The organism is Demequina subtropica (genome assembly GCF_000971235.1).
Classification (GTDB): domain Bacteria; phylum Actinomycetota; class Actinomycetes; order Actinomycetales; family Demequinaceae; genus Demequina; species Demequina subtropica.
Genome location: NZ_BBMB01000011.1, coordinates 106,277 through 128,741, shown reverse-complemented (window position 1 = coordinate 128,741; position 22,465 = coordinate 106,277). Strand labels below are relative to the sequence as shown.

Genomic DNA, 22,465 nt, shown 5'->3' with positions numbered 1-22,465 from the left:
ACCGGCTCACGTGCCGCCGTCCGCCGCCCCGCCGCCGGCGTCGGCGGTCGGGGTGACCACCGGATCGGGATCGGTCGTCTCGGACGGCGTGACCACCGGCTCCGGCGTGGTGCTCGACGGCTTGGGCGTGCTCGTCTTGCTCGGCTTGGGCGTACTCGTCTTGCTCGGCTTGGGCGTGCTCGTCTCCGAGGGCTCCGGCGTGGGCGACGCCGACGGCTCCTCCGACACGGTCTCGCTCGGCTCGGGCGAGGGGCTGGTGCTCAGCTCCGTGCCCACGTCGGCGCGGTCCGGGAACTCCTCGACCTTGAACCGCTCGAGCACAGGTCCCATCATCTCGACCCAGATGTCGAGCGGCACGGAGCCTCCCGTCATCGACTGGTAGCCGCCGAACGGCGTGATCGACTCGACCGAACCGTCCTCGCCCACCTGGTACATCGAGACCACGCCCACGATCTGCGGGCTGAAGCCGATGAACCACGCCGACTTGTTGTCGTTCGCCGTGCCGGACTTGCCCGCGAGAGGACGGCCCAGCTCGGCGGCCTTCCAGCCCGTGCCGCCCTGGACCACCTGCTGCATCGCGTAGGTGGTGTCGGCCATGACGTCCTCGGAGAACACGCGCTCCGAGTCGTCGCGGTGGACGTACACGGGCTCGCCGTCCGGTCCGATGATCTCCTGGACCGTGTAGCTCTCCTTCTCGATACCGCCCGACGCGATGGTCGTGTAGGCGTGCGCCATCTGCGCCGCGGTCGGGGACGCGGCGCCGAGCACGTTCGAGGGCTCCGCGTTGAGGCCCAGCGTGTCCTCGGGCAGGCCGGCGGTGATCGAGGTGTCCATGACCGTCTGCGGGCCCACCGCCTCGCCGAGCTGCACGTAGTACGTGTTCACCGAGCGCTTGGTCGCCTCGACCATGTCGATATACCCGTAGTTGGTCCCGCCGTAGTTGCGGACCGGGTTCTCGAAGCCCTCGATCACCATGTCGCTGTTCGACAGGAAGGTGGTGTCGAGCGAGTAGCCGTTGGACAGCGCGGCGATCATGGCGAACGGCTTGAAGGTGGATCCCGCCTGCGCGACGTCCTGGGTCACGGCGTTGCGCTGCACCGTGAGGTAGTCGGGGCCTCCGTACATGCCCGTCACCGCCCCCGTGCGCGCATCGACCGTGGTGGCCGCGACCTTGAGGTTGTCGGCGTGGTCGTCGGGCATGTCCGTGACCGCCTTGACCACGGCCTTCTGGTCGCCCCGGCGGAAGGTCGTGATGATCTGGTAGCCGCCCATCTCGAGCTCCTCCTGCGTGAGGTCGAGGTGGCCGACCGCCTCGTCCAGCGCGGTGCGCAGCAGGTAGCCGTCGGTGCCGCCGAACGTGTTGGTGGCGCCGTACTCGATCGTCTCGGGGAACTCCTGCTCGTCGCGCTCGGCCTGCGTGATGAAGCCGGTGGTCACCATGCCGTCGAGCACGTAGTTCCACCGCTGCTCCGCCTTCGCGGGGGACACGCGCGGGTCCCAGGCGCTCGGCGCGGGGATCACGCCGGCGATCATCGCCGACTCGGAGAGCGTGAGCTCCGACGCGGGCTTGCCGAAGTACGCCTGCGCCGCCGCCTCGATGCCGTACGCGCCGCGGCCCAGGTAGATGGTGTTCATGTAGTTGCAGAGCACCTCGTCCTTGCTCTGCTCCTGGTCCACCTTGAGCGCGAGGAGCGCCTCCTTGATCTTGCCCGGGATGTCGGTGGTGGTCTCGCCGACGTAGTAGCGCTCGACGTACTGCTGCGTGATGGTCGACCCGCCCTGCTTGTCGCCCTGGACCACGGTCTTGTACAGCGCGCGGGCCGTGCCCGCGAAGTCGATGCCGGGGTTGGTGTAGAACGTGCGGTCCTCCGCCGCGACCACGGCGTGCGACGTGTAGTCGTTGAGGTCCGCGCAGTCGATGATCTCGCGATCGACCTCGCCCACCTTGCCCATCTCGGTGGTGCCGTTGGACCAGTACACGGTCGAGGACTGCGCGAGCGCGACGTCGGACGCGGCCGGCACCTCGAGCTTCGAGTAGATGACCATCATCAGGATGGCGCCGGCGGCGATCGTGACGAACAGCGCCACGAGCATCGACAGGCCCGTGATCTTGAGGATCGTCTTCCAGCGCGGCTGGTCGCCCTTGCCCTTGCCACCCGAGCCCTTGCCTCCGGAGCCGCCGGACCCCGCGCCGGACCCCTTGGCCTGCGTCACCGGGGCGCTCTCCGCCACGCCCGTGGCCGCCCACCCGGTGGTCGGCTGCGTCGCCCGAGTGCTGCGCCGCGTGGGCTGCTGACCCGCGGAAGCGGTCCGCGAGGACGTCGAGACGGGGCGGCGCGTGGGGACGCGCTGAGGCGAGCTGGGTCGTTCGGTCACGTGACCACCTTAAGGACTGAGGGGGCGCACGCCCCGATCCGGGACGATGCGCGCGTCCCGCCGGCTGGGGCGGCGCCCCGGATGCTCCCCCAACGCGCGGCGACGCCGCATCGTGACCCGGCGAGCCGGTTTCGCGGATCACGATCTCGTGATGTACGGTGCCCGATGTATCGGAGCGATATAACTGTTCGTGAGATCGGCTCGCTATGCGGGCCCCGAGCCGGGAGGAGCATGGCATGGCCAAGACCGATGTCCTGACCCTCGCGATCCTCGGCATCCTCCGCGACCAGCCCCTCCACGGCTACCAGATCCGCAAGCGGCTGGGTGCCGAGCTGGGCCCGTTCCGGGCCCTCAGCTACGGGTCGCTGTACCCGTGCCTGCGTCGCATGGTCGAGGCGGGCCTCATCGAGGCCTCCGGCGAGGAGCCCGCGGGCTCGTCGTCCGCATCGTCCCGGCGCGCGCGCATCGCGTACAGCCTCACGGACCCGGGGCGCGCCCGACTGTCGGAGGAGCTGGCGAACGCCGGCGCATCGTCGTGGGACGACGACGCGTTCGACGTGCGCTTCTCTCTCTTCGCACACACCGACGCCGCGACGCGGCTGCGGATCCTGGAGGGGCGGCGCAGCCGGCTCTCCGAACGGCTCGAGGAGGTGTCGGACGGGCTCAAGCGCATGCACGAGCGCCACGACGCCTACACCGCAGAGCTTCAGCGCCACGGCCTCGAGCAGGTCGAGCGCGAGGTCCAGTGGCTCGACCGCCTCATCGAGAATGAACGATCCGCCCGCGGCGGTGAGAACAACGGCTCCGCGCCAGCGGACCACTAGTCAAGGAGAAACACCATGGCCAAGCTTCGTGCCGCCATCGTCGGCGTGGGCAACTGCGCGACGTCCCTCATCCAGGGCGTGGAGTTCTACAAGAACGCCAAGCCCGAGGACACCGTGCCCGGCCTCATGCACGTGCAGTTCGGCGACTACCACGTCTCGGACATCGAGTTCGTGGCCGCCTTCGACGTGGACTCGCTCAAGGTGGGCAAGGAGCTCGTCGAGGCGACCCAGTCCTCGGAGAACAACACCATCAAGATCTGCGACGTGCCGAAGACGGACGTCCAGGTCCAGCGCGGTGTCACCCTCGACGGCCTCGGCAAGTACTACCGCCAGACCATCGTCGAGTCGGACGAGGCCCCCGTCGACGTCACCCAGGTCCTCAAGGACCGCGAGGTCGACGTCCTCATCTGCTACCTCCCCGTGGGCTCCGAGGAGGCCGCCAAGTTCTACGCGCAGTGCGCGATCGACGCCAAGGTCGCGTTCGTCAACGCGCTCCCCGTCTTCATCGCTTCGGACCCCGAGTGGGCCGCGAAGTTCGAGGCCGCCGGTGTCCCGATCGTCGGTGACGACATCAAGTCGCAGGTCGGCGCGACCATCACGCACCGCGTGATCGCGAAGCTGTTCGAGGACCGCGGCGTGCGCCTCGACCGCACGTACCAGCTCAACGTCGGCGGCAACATGGACTTCAAGAACATGCTCGAGCGCGAGCGTCTCGAGTCCAAGAAGATCTCGAAGACGCAGGCCGTCACCTCGAACCTCACCGGCCCGCTCGGTGGCATCAAGGACGGCCGCGACGTGCACATCGGCCCGTCGGACTACGTCGCGTGGCTCGACGACCGCAAGTGGGCGTACGTCCGCCTCGAGGGCTCGGCCTTCGGCGAGGTGCCCCTCAACCTCGAGTACAAGCTCGAGGTCTGGGACTCCCCGAACTCGGCCGGCATCATCATCGACGCCATGCGCGCGGCGAAGATCGCCAAGGACCGCGGCGTCGGCGGCCCGATCCTGTCCGCGTCGACCTACTTCATGAAGTCGCCGCCGGTCCAGATGGAGGACACGAAGGGCCGCAACCAGCTCGAGTCGTTCATCGCCGGTGAGGTGGAGCGCTAAGCGCTCAGGCCCGCTGAGGCATCACGAGGCCCGGATCCCCGCTGAGGGGGATCCGGGCCTTCGCCGTTCCCGGCACGATGCGCGTCGCGGCTAGCGCGTCGCGGTGGTCATCCAGAGGGTGCTGAGCCGGACCGAGGGGTCCGCCGGCAGCGGCACCGCGACCGCGGCGGCTCCGGCATCCGGCAGGAAGAACACCGGCGCGGGCATGGGCTCCTGGCCGATGCCGCACATGACCCAGATCCCGCCGTCGACCCCGACGGCCCCGAGGCCGTTGAAGCCGCACTCCTCGGGCGTGAGGCCGCCCAGCTCGTCGGCGCGGCCCAGGGTGGCGATCCCGCTCTCCGTCACGCGACCGACCATGGGGACCTCGTCCCCGTAGTAGTACCCCGAGGTCCACCCCGAGGAGGGCTCGCCGGTCACCACCACCTCGCCGGTCGGGCCCGCGACTGCTCCCGACGGCCACAGCCCGTCGGGGTCGAGGGCGTAGAGGCGGGTCACCGTCTCGTCGGCGTCGAACGCCACGACCCCGACGAACGGATCCAGGTCCTCGTACGTCACCCCGGAGTCGAAGATGCTCGCGTCGGAGTCGTGGCAGAAGGCCAGCCGACCGCCGTCGAGCGCCGCCAGCTCCAGGCAGTCGTACGCACCCGCCTGCGCCTGGAAGCCGCGCCGCGTGAAGTCGTCCGAGACCAGGGAGAGCACCGACATGGCGGGCTCCGCCCCGTCCGGTCCCGCCAGCTCCCCCGTCGCGAGGTCGAGCACCGCGGGTTCACCCTCCGCGCCGGCGCGCCGCACACGCTCGGTGTACGTGTGCGCGTACACCCGGGTCTCGCCCGGCGTCCACGCGGTCACCACGACCACCAGGTCGTCGGACAGCGCGGTGACCGCGTACGCCTCACCGGCGGGCGAGAGCGCGAGGACCAGCTGCGGGCCCTGCGGCTCGCCGGACAGCACGGACGGCTCGTAGCCGGCGAGCACCCACGTCGCATCGACCGTCGCCCACACCTCATCGGTCATCGGCGCGAGCCCGGCCGGGTACAGCGAGGCATCCAGCCCCGCGACCAGGTCCGCGAGCGCAACCTCGTCGAAGACCGGTCCCTGAACCGGCGTCGAGGAGGACGATGCGGTCGGCGTCGCCTGCGGCTCGGCAGTGCCCGACGGCTCGGGCGTCGGCGAAGCGGTCGCCACCGGCGTCGGCGATTCCGACCACGACGGCGTCACCGCAGGAACCGGCGCGGTCCGCAACGCGGGCGAGGCCCAGACCACCCCGCCGAACGCGATCGCCGCGACCGATGCCGCCGCGATCGAGACCGCGCGCCGCCTGGTCCTCGCGAGGCGCGCCGCCCTCATCGTGGCGTGCGCCCGCAGCTCCGGCATCGTCGCCCCGAGCTCGTCGGCGGCATACGCGTCCTCGGCCTCCTGAAGCATCCGCTCCAGCTCGTGCCCGGTCATCGGGCACCCCCCTTCGTCACCGTGACCGGCACGCCGACCGGTCCGTCCACGCTCGCGGCCGTGCCGAGCGCGGCGTTGAGCGCCGCGATGCCATCCGCGCAGTACCGCTTGACCGCTCCTTCGCTCAGCGACAGGAGGCGCGCCGTATCGGCGATCGATGCATCGTCCATGTACCGCAGGACGATGCACGCGCGCACCCGGGCGGGCAGCGCCGCCACGGCGGAGGCCGCGTCGAGCGCGCCCGCGACGCTCACGGCCGGATCGGGAGCCGCCTCGGCGACCTCCACCCGCTCCCACCGCTGGCGCTCGAGCACGCCCTTGCGGGCGGCCGCGGCGAAGGACGTCACGATCGCCCGCCTCACGTACTGCTCGGCCTGCCCGATCGACTCGAAGCGCCGGGGACGCTGGAAGGTCGCCACGAGGGCGTCCTGCACCAGGTCCTCCGCCTCGGCCCGCGACACCGCGAGCATCCTTGCGCGCGCCAGCAGACGTGGATACCTCTCCGTCATCAGCTCCTGGAGCATCGGCTCCCATGCCGCCATGGCCACTCCCCCCTCACGGCTCTGGCCCTAGGAGGGATGCAAGCACCGAAAAGGTTGGGTGCCTGGTAATGCGGCGGCGGCGAGGCGCGTGTCTACGTCGCGGTCAGCTCGTCGAGCACGGTCCCGATGGGGTGCGGCCCGGTGACGATCTCCCACTGGTGCCCGGCCGTCCTGGGTCGGGACAGGCACGAGGCGATGGTCTGCGCGACGTCGATGCGCGGGATGGGTCCGGGCACCACCATGTCGCCGATGCTGATCGCACCGGTGCCGACCGTGTCGGTGAGGATCCCGGGCCGCAGGATGGTCCACTGCAGCCCCGAGCGTCGCAGCTCGATGTCGGCCTCGCGCTTGGCGTAGACGTAGGCCGTCCAGACGTCGCCGCGCGCGGGGTCGGGATCGGCGTCGACGCCGATGGCCGACACCTGCACGAACCGCTTGATGCCACGCAGCTTCGCTCCCGCCTGCGCCTTGAGCGAGCCCTCGAGGTCGACGGTGCGCTTGCGTGCGGCGTTGCCGTCCGGTCCCCCGCCCGCCGCGAACACCACCGCCTGGCATCCCCCGAAGGCGGCCGCGAAGTCCGGCTCGTCCATCGCCTCGATGTCGAGGTGACGCGCGGCCGCGCCCATGCCTGCGAGCTCGTGCAGCTGCTCGTCGCTGCGCGCGAGCGCCACCACCTCGTGATCCCGGTGAAGAAGGATGGGGATGAGGCGGCGGGCGACCTTGCCGGCCCCACCGACGATCGCCACGCGCGCCGGGATGCTCATACCTCCACCCTGGCCCGACGCTTGCAGCGCTGCAACCCGGATCGCCCACGAATCCGGCGCATCCCGCGGGCACCGTCGGGCGCTGTCGGCACCTCCCCCTACGCTGGGTGCCGTGACACTGGCCCGCGACCTCGCCCGGCTGTGGCACGCACGCGGCTTCCGCCGCCTCACGCTCGTGCGGCTGCTGTCGCAGACCGGCGACGGCATGTTCCAGGTGGGCATCGCGACCGCCTTCTTCTTCGACCCGACCGAGGCGGCGACGCCGGGCCAGATCGCGCTCGGCTTCGCGATCCTGCTGGCCCCCTTCACGCTGGTCGGGCCCTTCGTCGGCCCGCTCATCGACCGGTGGCAGCGGCAGCGGATCCTGCTGATCGGCAACCTGGTCCGCACCACGCTGGCGCTGACCATCGGCGCCGTGGTGCTCCTCGACGGCCCGTCCTGGATCGAGTACGGCCTCGCGCTGCTCACGCTGTCGGTCAACCGCTTCCTGCTCGCCTCGATGTCCGCCGGGCTCGCCAACGTGGTGCCCGCGCGCGAGCTGCTCGCCGCCAACGCGATCATGCCCACGCTCGGCACCATCGCCGCGGCCGCGGGTGCGGCCGTCGGCGGCGTGGTGACGCTCGTGGTGCCGACCGCGACGGACTCGTCGCTCGCCCTCGCGGCGCTCGTGGGCTCGGCCCTCGCGTTCTCCTCCTCCGCGTGGGCGACCACGCTGCTCTCGCGTCGCCAGCTTGGCCCGACAGAACCGCTCGCGGCCCTCCACCTCGCTGCCCAGCTGCGTGCGCTCGCCTCCGAGCTCGCCTCGGGGGTCCGCTACCTGCACCGCCGCGTGACCCCCCTGCAGGCGCTGTCCGTCATGGCGGCGCAGCGGCTCCTCTACGGGATGATGTTCGTCGCCTCGATCCTCATGTCGCGGCACGTGCTGGGCGATCCCGCGCACCCCGAGCAGTCCATCGGCGAGTTCGCGACCGTGCTCGGCTTCGCCGCTGTCGGCTTCGGCACCGCCGCCGTCCTCACGCCGTGGCTCGCGCCGCGCGTGGGCCCGCACCGATGGATCGTCGGCGCGCTGCTGCTCGGCGCCGGGGGCCAGGCGCTGCTCGCGGCCTCGTCGGCCCGCTGGGCGCTGCTCTCCGCCGCGGTGATCGTCTCGATCGCCGTTCAGGGTGCCAAGATCGCGGTCGACACCATCGTCCAACGGGACACCGCGGACGACTTCCGCGGTCGCGCCTTCACCCTCTACGACGTCGCCTACAACGTCGCGTTCGTGTCGAGCGCGGCGGTGGCCGCCCTGCTGCTCCCCCCGACGGGCTACTCGAGCGCTGTCATGGCGGGCATCGGCGTCGCCTACCTCGCGGTGGCAGCGCTGTTCTCGCGCGCACCGCGCGTGCCCTCTCCGGCGTGACGGGGGACGATGCGCCCGCCCGGCCCCGGCATCGTCCCTACCTGATGGTGTCGCGCATGGCGGCGAGGCCGCCGGCGCCCAGGTGCTCGTGGCCGATGAGGTGGTCGAAGACGATGTTCGTCTCCGTGGAGGCGACCGCCGGGTCCATGCTGAGCTCGCTCGCCACGAAGTCGCGCAGCTGCGCGGTCGAGGTGCACGCGACGTGGATGAGGAAGTCGATGGTGCCGCCCACGAAGAACACCGAGAGGACGTTCGGCAGCGTGATGACCTTCGCGGCGTAGCTCTTGATCTGGGGGCGCGCCTGCGCGCGGAGGCGGACCGAGACGATGCCCTGCACGTCGAGCCCGAGCGACTCGTAGTCGACCTCGATGTGGGCGCTGCGGATCACGCCGGCCTCGCGGAGCGCCTTGACACGCGTATGCGTGGTGGACGGTGCGACGTGAAGCCTGGCCGCGAGCGCGGCGTTGGGGATGCGGGCGTCGCGCATGAGCTCCCAGAGGATCCGCTCGTCGAGGTCGTCGAGCCGAACACCCTTCGCCCGGAGGCCCTCTCGCAGGCTCTGCTCCATCGATCCTTCTCCATTTCCGGCCGAATCCGGCCCCGGGTTCACGATTGCTTGATCTGGGAGAACTTCCTCCAAGAATTGTAGGAGTCGGACGAAGAACGTACGGCAGCGGCACTCAGGTCATGAAGGAGCGGCGCCCCCGGGCGCCAGGGAGGAGCGGCGATGCGCATCGGCATCCCGGCAGAGATCAAGGACAACGAGCGCCGCGTGGGCGCGACCCCGGCGGGCGTGCACGAGCTCGTCGCCGCGGGCCACACCGTGGTGGTGCAGGCCGGCGCGGGCGGCGGGTCCGGCTTCTCCGACGAGTCCTACGCCCTCGCCGGCGCCACGCTCGGCACCGTCGACGAGGCCTGGGCGTGCGAGATGGTGATCAAGGTCAAGGAGCCGATCGCGTCCGAGTACGGCTACCTCCGTGACGGGCTCCTGCTGTTCACGTACCTCCACCTCGCCGCGGACGAGGCCCTCACGCGCGCCCTGGTCTCCTCGGGCACCACGGCCATCGCGTACGAGACGGTCGCGCTCGCCGACGGCTCCCTCCCGCTGCTCGCCCCGATGAGCGAGGTCGCCGGACGCATGGCCACCATGGTGGGCGCCTTCGCGCTCCAGTCCTCGCAGGGCGGACGCGGCGTGCTCCTCGGCGGCGTGCCCGGCGTGCGTCCCGCGAAGGTGACGGTGCTCGGCGCCGGGATGTCCGGCCAGAACGCCATCGCGCAGGCCGTGGGGATGGGCGCGGACGTGACGGTGCTCGACCTCTCCATCGCGCGCCTGCGTCAGCTCGACGCGCTCTACGCGGGCCGCGTGAAGACGGTGGTGTCCTCGTCCTACGAGGTCGAGCGGGCGTGCCTCGAGGCGGACCTCGTGATCGGCGCGGTGCTGGTCGCGGGCGACCGCGCCCCCACGCTCGTGTCGCGCGACCTGGTGTCGCGCATGAAGCCCGGCTCGGTGCTGGTCGACATCGCGATCGACCAGGGCGGATGCTTCGAGGACTCGCGCCCCACCACGCACGCGGCGCCCACGTACACGGTCGAGGGATCGACCTTCTACTGCGTCGCGAACATGCCCGGCGCGGTGGGCAACACGTCGACCCTGGCCCTCACCAATGCGACGCTCCCCTACGCGCTGCGCCTCGCGAATGACGGCTGGGAGGTCGCCACCGCCAAGGACCCGGCGCTCGCCCGCGGCCTCGCGACGGTGGGCGGCAGCATCGTCCACGAGCCGGTGGCGGCGATCTTCCCGCACCTGGCCCACGCGATCAGCGCCTGACCTCACGGGTCGGGACACTCAGCACTCCTCAATCCTTGAGGACCCCTTCTCGCGGGACATCCACCTCCGCAGGCGGCGCGAGTCGCCGCCTGCGGAGGGTCTCGACCACCACCTCACGGCACCAGTGCGGCCGTTCCATGACATCCCGGTAGTCGAATCGCACCGTCTGGATCCCCACCGTCGCGAGCAGCGCATCCCGCGCGATGTCGGCTCGCCGCGCGCTCCGCGATCCGTGCGCCGCGTGGCCGTCGAACTCGAACGCCGTGAGGGTCGCAGGGTCGAACGCATCGATCCTGGCGAGCTCGCCGCGCACCGCGATCAGATGCTGGCGGGCCAGGTGCGCCAGATCCGGGCCGGTGAGCACACGGTCGCCGGCCGTCTCCTCGAGGTAGCTCTCGGCACCTGCACCGGCGGCGGCGATCCTCCTGAGGAGCGCGGGCCGCGCCCGGACGAACCGCGTCGAGGCAACGGTCGCCGCCAGGGACTCGGCCGTGACGATGCCCGTGCGGATCGGCCGGTAGACCGCCTCCGCGCGATCGCGCGGCGCGACCTGCTCGTGCGCGAGCACCACCGCAAGCTCAGGATCGACGGCCCGATGCCCGGCGACCTGGTGAGCCGCCGGCATCGTCACGAATCGGCGGATCCTCAACCACGAGGGCCCGCGTGGGCGCGTCTCCCACGGCGCCGCGATCGACACCGCGGCGGGCTGGTCCCACGCACCCCACACATAGAGAGCCGAGGTCCCTCCCAGCGCCGACTCCGGTCCGGCCCATGACAGCGCCGCCCGGGCCCGCACCGCCCACGAGCGCGCATGGACCGCCGCGGCATAGTGGTTCGGCAGCACCCGCTCGATGGTCCCGGCGGCCAGGGCGCCCGCGATCCCGCGCGCGCTGCTCATCGTGCGCATCTGGTGGTAGGTGAAGGGCGCGAGCGAACGGCTCATGCGCGTCGCGAGATCCTCGGTGGGCATGGACCGATGCTGGCGCGGATCCTCGATGCGCGGCAGATGGCCGCTGGGATCTGTGGAGAGGCACCGCGCGGAGCTCACCGTCCCGCGAGACGGGGTCCTCGAGGATCGAGGAGTGCTGAGTGTCCCGAGCCCTGAGTGGGTCAGGACTGGCGCGACTCCCACCAGGCCTTGAGCTCCGCCTCCGCGCGCTCCTCGCCCAGCGGGCCGTGCTCCATCCGCAGCTCGAGCAGGTGCTTGTACGCGGCGCCCACCTCGCGGCCGGGAGCGAGACCCAGGATCGCCATGATCTGCGTGCCGTCGAGGTCCGGGCGGATCGCGTCGACCTCCTCCTGCTCGCGCAGCTCCGCGATGCGGTGCTCGAGGTCGTCGTACGCGAAGGACAGGCGGTCCGCCTTGCGCTTGTTGCGCGTGGTGACGTCCGCGCGCGTGAGCCGATGCAGGCGCTCGAGCTCCGCGCCGGCGTCCACCACGTAGCGCCGGACCGCCGAGTCCGACCAGCGCGCATCCGCGTAGCCGTGGAAGCGCAGGTGAAGGAAGACGAGGTGCTCGACCGCCTTGATGGTGTCCTTGTCGAAGCGGAGAGCCTTGAGCCGCTTGGCGGCCATCTTCGCGCCGACCACCTCGTGGTGGTGGAAGGAGACGCCGCCACCGGGCTCGAGCCGCTTGGTGGGCGGCTTGCCGATGTCGTGGAGCAGCGACGCGAGCCGCAGCACCAGGTCGGGCCCGGGCACCGCACCGTCCGGACCGGTCTCGAGCTCGATCGCCTGCTCGACCACCGTGAGGGTGTGCTCGTAGACGTCCTTGTGGTGGTGGTGCTCGTCGACCTCGAGCTTGAGCGCGGGCAGCTCGGGCAGCACGTGCTCCGCGATGCCGGAGTCCACGAGCGCGGCGAGGCCCTCGCGCACGGAGGCCCCGAGGAGCAGCTTCGCCAGCTCGTCGCGCACCCGCTCCGCGGACACGATCTCGATGCGGGAGGCCATCGAGGACATCGCCGCGAACGTCCCCGGCTCGATCTCGAAGCCCAGCTGCGAGGCGAAGCGCGCCGCGCGCATCATCCGCAGAGGGTCGTCCCCGAAGGACATCTCGGGGGCGATCGGCGTGCGCAGCAGCCCGCCCGCGAGGTCGGAGAGCCCGTCGAACGGGTCGACGAACTCGAGCGACGGCAGGCGCACCGCCATCGCGTTGACGGTGAAGTCGCGACGGGCGAGGTCGCCCTCCAGCGAGTCGCCGAAGGCCACCACCGGCTTGCGCGACTCGCCGTCGTACTCGTCCGCCCGGTACGTGGTGATCTCGACCACCAGGTCGCCGCGGCGACCGCCGATGGTCCCGAACTCGCGGCCCATGTCCCAGGTCGCGCCGGTCCAGCGCTTGAGCAGCCGCTCGATCTCGTCGGGGCGTGCGGAGGTGGTGAAGTCGAGGTCGGCGCTCGAGCGCCCGAGGAACGCGTCGCGCACGGGCCCGCCCACGAGCGCGAGCTCGTGACCCGCGGCGGCGAAGGACTCCGCGAGACGCGTGATCTCGGGTGGCAGCGCGGCCCACAGCCCGGCCGCGCGCTGGCGCAGCACGTCGAGCGTGGGGAGGTCGGTGGAGGCGGGAGTCACCGCACCAGTGTCCCAGACGGAGGGTCCCGCACCGCGGCCGGGGGGCCGCCACGACCGCCGCGCCCCCGGTCCTGCCTCCCTTCGCGCCCCCGCGAGGTCGTTAGAGTTGGGCCATGCCCACGCCCCCCGTCCCGCGTCCCGGCCCCATGCCGATGCCCCCGCAGGGCGCCGGCGTCCGGCCTCGACGCGAGGGGGTGGCGCATCGTGCGCCCCACCTTCCCGTGAGCAACGAGACCTCCGCGGGCGGGATCGCCGTGCGCGTCGAGGAGGGCATCGCGTACGCCGCGTGCATCGGCCGCCGCAACCGCGCGGGCCGCCTCGAGTGGTGCCTCCCCAAGGGTCACATCGAGGAAGGCGAGACCCCCGAGATCGCGGCCGTCCGCGAGGTCGCGGAGGAGACGGGCATCACCGCGGAGATCATCCAGCCGCTCGGGATCATCGACTACTGGTTCACGGGCGACGACCGCCGCGTGCACAAGGTGGTGCACCACTACCTGCTCGAGGCCAAGGGCGGCATCATCACCACGGAGAACGATCCCGACCACGAGGCCGAGGTCGCCCGCTGGATCGCGGTCGCGGACCTCACGCGCGAGCTCGCGTACCCCAACGAGCGGAAGATGGCGCAGGCGGCCGCGCGCCTGCTCGCGATCGCGCCGTGATCCGGGGGACGATGCGCGGCGCCCCGCGCGCCCCGCGCGCGGCGCGGCGGGCGCTTGCCGGCGCCGGGGTGCTGGCGACGCTCGCGATCGGCCTGCCGGCCGCGGCCGCCCCCACCGACAGCGAGGATCCGCAGCTCGACGCGGACGTGGTGTCCGCCCCGGCTCCCGTGGTGGAGCCCGGCGACGCGATGAACGTGACCGTCGCGGTCTCCAACCTCTCCACCACCGCGGTGGACGATGCGCGCGTGATCCTCCAGATCACGCGCAAGCCGCTCGAGAACCGCAAGGCGCTGGCCGCGTTCCTCGACGGCGGCGACGCACGCCTGGTGAGCGTCGGCGGCACCGACGTCGGCGTGACCATGACCGAGCCGACGCCCAGCCCGGTGCCGACCCCCGACGCGACCCAGGGGCCCGACGGCGCCGCGGAGCCCGAGCAACCCGACACCTTCACCCGGCTGGCCGCGGGCACGTCCTCCACCGTCACCGTCACGTCGGTCGACGACCGCCTCCCCTTCGAGGCGGACACGTGGGGCGTGCACGGGATCCGCGTGGTGCTCCGGGCCGACGGCGAGACGACCACGCTCATGAACGGCGCGGTGACCTGGGACGATGCCGACATCCCTGCGCTCTCACTCGCGACGCTCGCGACCGCGACCGGCATCACCGATCGCGTGGACGCGGTCGCGGAGGCGGCGGGCCTCGACGGCGTGACGCTCGCGGTCGACGGCAACGCGTGGTCCGCGCTCGACGGCGGCTCCGCGGACATCGACGAGGGCTCGACGCTGCGCCTGCCCGCCCAGGACCCCGACCTCGTGTCGCTCGCCCATGCCGAGAGCACCGAGGTCCTCGACTACTCCCTCGGTCTCAGCTCCGGTGCGGGCGACGGCGAGCTCGCGGGGCTCCCCTGGCTCGGCATCGTCGGCAGCCTCGACAAGGCCACGGTCCGCTACGCGGTCGAGAACGGCGCGGGCACGCTGCTGGTCACGCCGGATGCGGACGATGCGCCGGACACCCGGCCCGTGTCGGCCACGCGCCTCGTGGGCGCCGGCGAGTGGCGGATGACCCTGCTCCAGCCGGACCCCCTCCTCTCGGAGCTGGCGATGGCCGATGCGTCCTCGACCCCGGGCGCCGCAGGCATGGCGACCGCGGCCGCGGCGCTCACCGCGGCCCAGCACGACGGCCCCGTGCTGGTCTGGACGGGCGACGACTGGAGCCCGACGACCGCGAGCGCGACCACCACGCTCTCGGCGCTCCTCAGCGCGTCCTTCGTATCCGCGGTGAGCGTCGGGGACCTGCTTGACGCGCCGGCGGACCGTGGCGCGAGCCTCGAGGAGCTGCTCGGCGAGGAGGACGACCTGGGCAAGGCGGCGATCACCGGGATCGCGACGCGCCTCGAACGGCTCGCGGACCTGGGTGTGGTCGCGGAGGACCCGGAGGACATCACCGTGCCGGGCGGCGCGGCGCTGCTGGCCCCGCTCGCGCGCACGGTGCGCGGTGACGAGCTCGCCCGCGAGCTGCTGCTCACCGATGCGCAGACCACCGTCGACGCGACGCTCGGAGCCCTCCACGTCGCGGCGGGCTCCGATATCAACTTCATCGCGGACCAGGGCGCGCTCCCCGTCACGGTGGTGAACGACCTGGACGTGGCGGCCACCGTGGTGGTCGACATGACGTCCTTCTCGGCCAACCTCCAGATCCGCGACTCGCCGACGGTGACCGTGCCGCCTCGCTCGAGCACCACCGTGCCGGTCGAGGTCTCCGCGGTGTCCTCCGCGAACGTGCAGGCGCGGACGGTGCTGCGCAACACCGACGGCCGCAGCATCGCGTCGCCCGTGAGCATGTCCGTGCGCGTGCGCGCGGATTGGGGCACGGCCGTGACCGCGGTGTTCACGGTCGGGCTCATCGCGATGCTCGTCATGGGCGTGATCCGCACGGTGCGTCGCGGCCGCAAGGACACGCGCACCGATCACGCCGGAACCGGGGAGCGAGGCTGACATGACCGAGGAGGACTCGCTCGCGCCGGGCTCGGAGGAGGCCGCGCGCAAGCCCGCATCGTTGGGGCGCAACACGCTCGTGATGGCCTCCGGCACGTTCGTCTCGCGAGGACTCGGGTTCGTGCGCAACGCGATGCTCGCGGCCGCGATCGGCGTCAACACGATCGCGGGCAACTCGTACGACGTCGCGAACAAGATCCCCAACGCCCTCTACGCGATCGTGGCCGCCGGCGTGCTCAACGCGGTGCTGGTCCCACAGATCGTCCGCGCATTCCGCCAGCCCGACGGTAAGCGCACGGTCGACCGGCTGGTCACGCTGGGCGTGTTCGGCTCGCTCGGCCTCACGGTGCTGCTCACGCTCGCGGCGCCCGTGTTCGTCCAGCTGTACACGCAGGGCTGGAGCGCGGAGCAGCGCGGGCTCGCGATCGCCTTCGCGTACTGGGTCATCCCCCAGCTGCTGTTCTACAGCGTCTACACGATCCTGGGCCAGGTGCTCAACGCACGCGAGCAGTTCGGCCCCTACATGTGGGCGCCTGTGCTCAACAACATCGTGTCGATCGCGGGCCTCGGCGCGTTCCTCGCCATGTACGGCACCTACAACGCGAACGGTGCCGCGTACGACGATCCCAGCTGGTGGACGGCGGGGCCCACGTGGCTCATCGCCGGCACCGCGACGCTCGGCATCGCGGCGCAGGCGCTCATCCTCATCTGGCCGCTGCGCAGCGGCGGCTATCGCTGGCGGCCGGTGTGGGGCGGACCCAAGGGAGAGCTGCGGGGCGTGACCTCGGTCGCGGGCTGGGCGCTCGGCGCCATCCTGCTCGATCAGGTGGGCGTGCTGGTCGCGACGCGCATCGCATCGTCCGCGAACGTCGGTCTCAACGGCGAGATCGACCTCTCGATCGCCGGGAACGCCGCATACTTCAACGCCCTCATGCTGTACCTGGTGCCGCACTCGCTCGTCACGGTGTCGCTCGTCACCGCGCTGGGCACGCCGATGGCCCGCTTCGCGGCGGCGAAGGACACCGCCGCGCTGCGGGAGACCACGGTCCGCGGCCTGCGCATCGTGACCGTGTTCTCGCTCTGGTCCACCGCCGTGCTGTTCGCGCTCGCCCCGGCGATCGTGCGCGTCTCCCTCCCCGTGCAGCCCAACGACGAGGTCATGTCCGTCGCGCACGTGCTCATGGCGCTCTCGCTCGGCGCCGTGCCGCTCGCCCTGCTGCTCGTGTTCAAGCGGGTGTTCTTCGCTCTCGAGGACGGGCGCGCGGTGTTCTACATCCAGATCCCGGTGACCATCGCGTGGCTCGTGGGCATGGTGCTCGCCCAGGACGCGCTCCCCCGGGAGTGGTGGACCGCGGGGGTCGCCCTCAGCCTCAGCCTGTCGAACGTGGTGGGCGTGGTGCTGCGCGCGGCCGGCGTGCGCAAGCGCCTCGGCGGGCTCGACGGGCGCAGGACCGTCCCGGTGATGCTGCGCGCCACGCTCGCGGCGGCCGTGACCGGGGTCGTGGGATGGTCGCTGCTGAGGTTCATCCCCGAGCCCGACCTCGACGACAAGATGAACGCACTGCTGGTCGCCTTCGGCGCGCTGGCGGTCCTCATCCCGCTGATGGGGGCGGTCTACTTCCTGCTGCTGCGCGTGCTCCGGGTGCCCGAGGCGGGCGACGTCTTCGGCCCGATCCTCCGCCGTCTGCGGCGCACCGTACGATAGTCGCGGAGAGAGCACGGGGGTACAGAACAGGTGAGATCGGGCACGGTCCTGGGTGCGCGGTTCACCCTGCTCGAGCAGATCGACCATGACATCCCCGGGGTGAGCCGCTTCCTCGCGCAGGACTCCCGCCTGGGCCGACGCACCGTGGTCGACGTGATCCCTCGCGAGTGCGCCGCCCAGGTCCGCAGCGACGCCACCCGTGCCTCGCGGCTGCGCGACCCCCGCCTCGCGCGCATCATCGCCACCGGCCAGGAGGACACGGAGCAGGGCCCCGTCACCTACGTCGCGATCGAGCACGTGCCCGGCGCGGTGCTCGCCGATGTCCTCGCGACGCACCGCATCGACCCGCGCCGCGCCCTCGCGATCACGGCCGGGACGGCGCGCGCCCTCGCCGTCGCGCGGGCGCATGGCATGTCCCATGGCTTCGTCCGCCCGTCCTGCATCACGGTCTCCCCGCGCGGACGCGTGGTGGTCGCCGGCCTCGGCGTCGACGGCGAGACCGCGGCGGCCGCGGGCCTCAACGCTGCTCCAGCCGAGGCGGCCGATGCGCGGGCGCTCACCCAGCTGCTCGTGCGCGCGCTCACCGGGATCGACCCGGCCGAGGCGACCGCCGACGACCTCCCCGACGGGCTTCCCGACCAGGCACGGTCGCTCGTGCTCGCGTCGTTGAGGGGCGCGGGACCCACCACGGTCGCGCAGGTGGTCGCCGCGCTCGTGGCCGCCGACTCGCGCGCGCTCGTCGACTTCGCAGCGACGGTGGACGAGCTCCCGCTGACACCCCGCCTCGAGCAGGAGGCGTCGGAACGAGCCCTGCGTGAGGCCCAGGAGGCCGCTCGCCGCGAGTCCGAGGCGCGCGCCGCCGCGCGTGCACTGGTCAAGCTCGACACCCTGGCGTCGGCGCAGCGGACCGCCGACGCGGCGCTCGCCGAGGAGCGTTCGGAGCCCGGCCTCCACGCCTCCGTCCTGGCGATCCTCGCCGAGCCGGCCGTGCAGGAGACCCCGCCGGCCCCCGAGCCCGAGAGCATCACCGAGTCCATCCCCGCGGTCGACAGGCCCGCCGACCGCCACGAGGCGGCCTTCGACACGCTCGAGATCATGGTCGCCGACCAGAACCGCGTCCGTGAGCCCGGGACGTGGGAGATGATCCTCGCCTCGCTGCACCGGCGTTTCCCGGGATCCGCGACCATCGCGCGGAGCCACCGGCGCGCGCGTGAGCGTGCGATCCATGGAGGCCCGCTCAACGGCGCGCGCGTGGTGCTGGTCGTCGCGATCGTCGGCGTGGCGTTCGCGGTCATGCTCGCGCTCGGGTGGCTCGACTCGCCCCTCGACCCCGACATCGTGATCGAGCAGGACCCGACGTCCATCCCCAACCCGGGCGTCACCGCGACGCTCGAGCCCGTGCCCGACCCATCCGGCTGATCACCGGCGGCGAACGCCGCTGGGAACGGGAACATCGTCCCCGTACCATCTGTTCTGGAAACGCCGTCCCCGCCGCGTCCGGCGGGTCGTCCCAACCTCAAGGAACCATCGTGAGCGAGACCCGCAACCTCATCATCGTCGGATCCGGTCCTGCCGGGTACACCGCCGCCATCTATGCCGCGCGCGCAGGCTTCGCCCCTCTGGTGGTCGCGGGCTCGATCACCGCGGGCGGCGCGCTGATGAACACGACCGAGGTGGAGAACTTCCCCGGGTTCGTCGAGGGCGTGCAGGGTCCGGAGCTCATGGAGACCCTGCAGGCGCAGGCCGAGCGCTTCGGCGCCGAGGTCCTCTTCGACGATGCGACGTCGCTGGACCTCGAGGGCCCGGTCAAGACGGTGGTCACCGGCATGTCCGGCACGTACACCGCGAAGGCCGTGATCCTCGCGACCGGCTCCGCCTACCGCGAGCTCGGGCTGGACGACGAGAAGCGCCTGTCGGGCAAGGGTGTGTCCTGGTGCGCGACGTGCGACGGCTTCTTCTTCCGCGACCAGACGGTCGTGGTGGTCGGCGGCGGCGACTCCGCCGTCGAGGAGGCCACGTTCCTCACCCGCTTCGCCTCGAAGGTGTACCTGGTGCACCGTCGCGACGAGCTCCGGGCGTCCAAGATCATGGCCGACCGCGCCAAGGCCGACCCGAAGATCGAGTTCGTGTGGAACTCCGAGGTCATCGGCCTGGACGGCGACGCCAGGCTCGAGGGCGTGCGGGTCCGCAACCGCGTCACCGGTGACGAGTCGACCCTGGCCGCGACAGGCCTGTTCGTCGCGATCGGCCACGAGCCGCGCTCCGAGCTGGTCAAGGGCGTGGTCGACACCGACGCCGAGGGCTACGTGCAGGTCATCGGCCGGACTACCGCGACCAACGTCGACGGGGTGTTCGCGTGCGGCGACCTGGTCGACAACCGCTACCGCCAGGCCATCACCGCCGCCGGCTCCGGCTGCGCCGCCGCCCTCGACGCCCAGCACTTCCTCGACAGCCTCGCCGACGTCGAGGAGCCCGCCGCATCGTCCACCGAGACCGCCGCATCGGCGCCGGCGGCCGAGCTTCCCGCCGTGCCGGTGAACGCCACCGTCGACTCCTTCCCTGCCGAGGTGCTCCAGTCGGAGGTCCCCGTGGTGGTCGACTTCTGGGCGACGTGGTGCGGGCCGTGCCGCGCCGTCGCCCCGCTCCTCGACGAGCTCGCCGAGGAGTACGCGGGCCGCCTCAAGGTGGTCAAGGTGGACACCGACGCCAACCCCGACCTCGCGATGGCCTACGGGGTCACCTCCATCCCCACCATGAGCTTCTTCAAGGACGGCCAGGTGGTGAAGTCGGTCGTCGGCGCCCGCCCCAAGCCCGCCCTTGTCCAGCTGTTCGACGAGGTCATCGGCGCGCCCGTCGCCCCCTGACCCCCGCGTGAGCCGGGGTCCACGAGGCTGACCGCTGGACCCCGGCTCACGTGCCAGACTTGGGCCATGAGCGACGGCACTCCCACTCCTCGCGAAGGAACGCGCCTCGACCCCTGGTACGGGTCCTATGCGCAGCGCGCGCACCAGATGCGCGCCTCGGAGATCCGCGCGCTCTTCGCCGTCGCGAGCCGCCCCGAGGTGGTCTCGCTCGCCGGTGGGATGCCTTTCATCGGCGGCCTCCCGCTCGAGGAGCTGGGCGAGATGAGCCGGCGGCTCATCGTCGAGCAGGGCGAGGTCGCGCTCCAGTACGGATCGGGCCAGGGAGACCCCGCGCTGCGGGAGAAGATCCTCGACGTGATGGCGCTCGAGGGCATCTCCGCGCATCCGGACGATGTGGTGGTCACCACCGGCTCGCAGCAGGCGCTGGACCTGGTCACCAAGATCTTCATCGATCCCGGCGACGTGATCGTGGCCGAGGCGCCCTCGTATGTGGGAGCCCTCGGCGTGTTCCGGGCGCACGAGGCCGAGGTGGTCCACGTCCCGATGGACGCCCACGGTCTGATCCCCGAGGCGCTCGAGCAAACGCTGACGCGGCTCGCCGCCGCCGGGCGGCGCGTGAAGTTCCTGTACACGGTCCCGAACTTCCACAACCCCGGCGGCGTGACCCTGTCGCTCGAGCGGCGGCCCCGCGTGCTGGAGATCTGCCAGCGCCACGGGGTGCTGGTGCTCGAGGACAACCCGTACGGCCTTCTGGGCTTCGATCAGGAGCCGCTCCCCGCGATGCGCTCCATGAGCCCCGAAGGCGTCATCTACCTGGGGTCTTTCTCCAAGACCTTCGCTCCCGGGTACCGAGTCGGATGGGCCGTCGCCCCCCATGCGGTGCGTGAGAAGCTGGTGCTCGCCTCGGAGGCCGCGATCCTCTCGCCCTCCAATGCGTCCCAGATGGCGATCGCGACCTACCTCGAGCACTTCGACTGGCAGGGCCAGATCAAGAAGTTCCGCGAGCAGTACCGCGAGCGTCGCGACGCCATGATCTCCTCTCTCAGCGAGCACATCCCCGAGGCCTCCTGGAACGTTCCCGACGGCGGCTTCTACGTGTGGGTGAAGCTGCCCGACGGGCTGGATGCCAAGTCGATGCTGCCGCGCGCGATCACCGCGCGCGTCGCGTACGTCTCGGGCAGCGCGTTCTACATCGACGGCTCGGGCACCGACCATCTGCGCCTGTCCTACTGCTTCCCCACCCCGGACCGGATCCGGGAGGGGGTGCGGCGGCTCGCCACCGTGGTCGACGCGGAGCTCGAGACCGTCCGCATCTTCGGCACGGCCGGCGGCGGGGGCGGAGACACCGTCGACTTCCCCTCACCCGACCTCTTCTGAATGAAGGGACCTTCATGCATGCCCTGATCCTCGCCGGGGGCCTCTCCCATGAGCGCGACGTGTCCATCCGTTCCGGACGGCGCGTGTCCGACGCTCTCCGGGGCGCCGTGGACAAGGTCACGCTCGTCGACGTGGACACCGAGCTCATCCCCACCCTCCGCCACAGCGCTGTCGACGTGGTCTGGCCCCTCGTTCATGGGGCCACCGGCGAGGACGGTTCGCTTCAAGCGCTTCTCGAGCTGGTGGGTCTCCCCTTCGTCGGGACGGGCTCGCACTCGGCGCGCGTCGCCTGGAACAAGGCCGTGTCCAAGGCCGTGATGCTGCGCAACGGCATCGCGACCCCGGACTACGTCACGCTCCCCCAGTCGCTCTTCCGCGAGGTCGGAGCCGAGCAGGTGCTCGACACCGTGGTGGCTCGGTTCGGGCTGCCCGTGGTGGTCAAGCCAGTGCGAGGCGGCTCGGCGCTGGGCGTCTCGATCGTGCGTGATCGCGACGACCTTGCCCGCGCCATGGTCCACTGCTTCGCCTACGGCGACACGGCGCTGGTGGAGCGCTTCGTCGAGGGGACCGAGCTCGCCATGAGCGTGCTCGGCACCGGGGACTCCGCCCGCGTCCTGCCGGCGGTCGAGACCGTCACCGATGGCGCCTACGACTACGACGCGCGGTACAACCCGGGCCGGGTCGAGTACTTCGCCCCTGCACGCCTGTCCGACGCCCAGGCCGAGTCCGCCGCCGCCACCGCCTTGCAGGTGCATCGCTCGATGGACCTGCGCGACCTGTCGCGCATCGATCTCATCCTCGATGCCGAGGGTCATCCGCAGGTGATCGATATCAACATCGCCCCTGGTATGACCGAGACTTCTCTCTTCCCTCAGGCGGCGGAGGCTGCGGGCCTCGATCTCGGCGCGGTGTATCGCGAGGTGGTGGAGACGGCGGCCGCGCGCGGCTGACGGCCACTCCTGACGTACGAAGGCCCCGGTCCGCCATGGACCGGGGCCTT

The 22,465-nt window shown here is 71.7% G+C and carries 18 protein-coding genes; 11 read left to right on the top strand and 7 right to left on the bottom strand.

The window, feature by feature from the left end; all coding sequences use genetic code 11:
• Positions 1-6 precede the first annotated feature (6 nt).
• Positions 7-2,376: a transglycosylase domain-containing protein gene (locus tag AOM06_RS10250; protein ID WP_156163673.1), complete on the bottom strand. Its 2,370-nt coding sequence runs from the start codon at positions 2,374-2,376 to the stop codon at positions 7-9.
• Between the two features lie 236 nt (positions 2,377-2,612).
• On the opposite strand from AOM06_RS10250, the gene AOM06_RS10245 reads away from it, so the two are divergent.
• Both AOM06_RS10245 and AOM06_RS10240 read left to right on the top strand, forming a co-directional pair.
• Positions 2,613-3,200 carry a PadR family transcriptional regulator gene (locus AOM06_RS10245; RefSeq protein WP_062305478.1) on the top strand — a complete coding sequence of 196 codons (588 nt, stop codon included), beginning with the start codon at positions 2,613-2,615 and terminating at the stop codon, positions 3,198-3,200.
• A 15-nt stretch (positions 3,201-3,215) separates the two neighbouring features.
• Positions 3,216-4,307 (top strand): inositol-3-phosphate synthase, encoded by a 1,092-nt coding sequence (locus AOM06_RS10240; RefSeq protein WP_062305476.1) that lies wholly within the window; start codon positions 3,216-3,218, stop codon positions 4,305-4,307.
• A 90-nt stretch (positions 4,308-4,397) separates the two neighbouring features.
• Here the strand turns inward: AOM06_RS10240 and AOM06_RS10235 are convergent, their stop codons facing one another.
• From AOM06_RS10235 to AOM06_RS10220, 3 genes are all read right to left on the bottom strand, one after another.
• Complete coding sequence (locus tag AOM06_RS10235) at positions 4,398-5,759, bottom strand: hypothetical protein (RefSeq protein ID WP_156163672.1); 1,362 nt, start codon at positions 5,757-5,759, stop codon at positions 4,398-4,400.
• On the bottom strand, positions 5,756-6,301 hold the full coding sequence (locus AOM06_RS10225) for a sigma-70 family RNA polymerase sigma factor (protein ID WP_062305469.1): 546 nt from the start codon (positions 6,299-6,301) through the stop codon (positions 5,756-5,758). The genes AOM06_RS10235 and AOM06_RS10225 overlap by 4 nt, the downstream gene beginning before the upstream one ends.
• 92 nt (positions 6,302-6,393) lie before the next feature.
• Positions 6,394-7,065: an SDR family oxidoreductase gene (locus AOM06_RS10220; RefSeq protein WP_062305466.1), complete on the bottom strand. Its 672-nt coding sequence runs from the start codon at positions 7,063-7,065 to the stop codon at positions 6,394-6,396.
• Between the two features lie 112 nt (positions 7,066-7,177).
• Between AOM06_RS10220 and AOM06_RS10215 the strand changes: the two genes are divergently transcribed.
• Positions 7,178-8,467, top strand: coding sequence for an MFS transporter (locus tag AOM06_RS10215; RefSeq protein WP_062305464.1), 1,290 nt, complete (start codon positions 7,178-7,180; stop codon positions 8,465-8,467).
• Positions 8,468-8,504: 37 nt separating this feature from the next.
• Here AOM06_RS10215 and AOM06_RS10210 read toward each other — a convergent pair whose 3' ends face one another.
• The gene (locus AOM06_RS10210) at positions 8,505-9,035 is read right to left on the bottom strand and encodes an Lrp/AsnC family transcriptional regulator (RefSeq protein ID WP_062305461.1); all 531 of its coding nucleotides are present in this window, start codon (positions 9,033-9,035) and stop codon (positions 8,505-8,507) included.
• Positions 9,036-9,194: 159 nt separating this feature from the next.
• Between AOM06_RS10210 and ald the strand changes: the two genes are divergently transcribed.
• Positions 9,195-10,295 (top strand): alanine dehydrogenase, encoded by a 1,101-nt coding sequence (gene ald / locus AOM06_RS10205; RefSeq protein WP_062305459.1) that lies wholly within the window; start codon positions 9,195-9,197, stop codon positions 10,293-10,295.
• A gap of 28 nt (positions 10,296-10,323) precedes the next feature.
• Here ald and AOM06_RS10200 read toward each other — a convergent pair whose 3' ends face one another.
• Both AOM06_RS10200 and AOM06_RS10195 read right to left on the bottom strand, forming a co-directional pair.
• On the bottom strand, positions 10,324-11,265 hold the full coding sequence (locus tag AOM06_RS10200) for a hypothetical protein (RefSeq protein ID WP_062305456.1): 942 nt from the start codon (positions 11,263-11,265) through the stop codon (positions 10,324-10,326).
• A 140-nt stretch (positions 11,266-11,405) separates the two neighbouring features.
• Entirely contained in the window at positions 11,406-12,866 is a 1,461-nt protein-coding gene (locus tag AOM06_RS10195; protein ID WP_062305454.1) for a CCA tRNA nucleotidyltransferase, read from the bottom strand.
• 113 nt (positions 12,867-12,979) lie between these two features.
• Here AOM06_RS10195 and AOM06_RS10190 point away from each other — a divergent pair, with 113 nt between their 5' ends.
• The 7 genes from AOM06_RS10190 (at position 12,980) to AOM06_RS10160 (ending at position 22,415) form a co-directional block, all read left to right on the top strand.
• Positions 12,980-13,525: an NUDIX hydrolase gene (locus AOM06_RS10190; RefSeq protein ID WP_228372924.1), complete on the top strand. Its 546-nt coding sequence runs from the start codon at positions 12,980-12,982 to the stop codon at positions 13,523-13,525.
• Positions 13,522-15,519, top strand: coding sequence for a DUF6049 family protein (locus AOM06_RS10185; RefSeq protein ID WP_062305451.1), 1,998 nt, complete (start codon positions 13,522-13,524; stop codon positions 15,517-15,519). The genes AOM06_RS10190 and AOM06_RS10185 overlap by 4 nt, the downstream gene beginning before the upstream one ends.
• A 1-nt stretch (position 15,520) precedes the next feature.
• On the top strand, positions 15,521-17,224 hold the full coding sequence (gene murJ, locus AOM06_RS10180) for a murein biosynthesis integral membrane protein MurJ (protein ID WP_062305448.1): 1,704 nt from the start codon (positions 15,521-15,523) through the stop codon (positions 17,222-17,224).
• Positions 17,225-17,254: 30 nt separating this feature from the next.
• The gene (locus tag AOM06_RS10175; protein ID WP_062305446.1) at positions 17,255-18,643 is read left to right on the top strand and encodes a protein kinase family protein; all 1,389 of its coding nucleotides are present in this window, start codon (positions 17,255-17,257) and stop codon (positions 18,641-18,643) included.
• A 110-nt stretch (positions 18,644-18,753) separates the two neighbouring features.
• On the top strand, positions 18,754-20,088 hold the full coding sequence (gene trxB / locus AOM06_RS10170; RefSeq protein ID WP_062305445.1) for a thioredoxin-disulfide reductase: 1,335 nt from the start codon (positions 18,754-18,756) through the stop codon (positions 20,086-20,088).
• A gap of 66 nt (positions 20,089-20,154) precedes the next feature.
• Positions 20,155-21,465, top strand: coding sequence for an aminotransferase-like domain-containing protein (locus AOM06_RS10165; RefSeq protein WP_062305444.1), 1,311 nt, complete (start codon positions 20,155-20,157; stop codon positions 21,463-21,465).
• A 14-nt stretch (positions 21,466-21,479) separates the two neighbouring features.
• Positions 21,480-22,415, top strand: a complete 936-nt coding sequence (locus tag AOM06_RS10160; protein ID WP_062305443.1) for a D-alanine--D-alanine ligase family protein — start codon at positions 21,480-21,482, stop codon at positions 22,413-22,415.
• Positions 22,416-22,465: the final 50 nt, after the last annotated feature.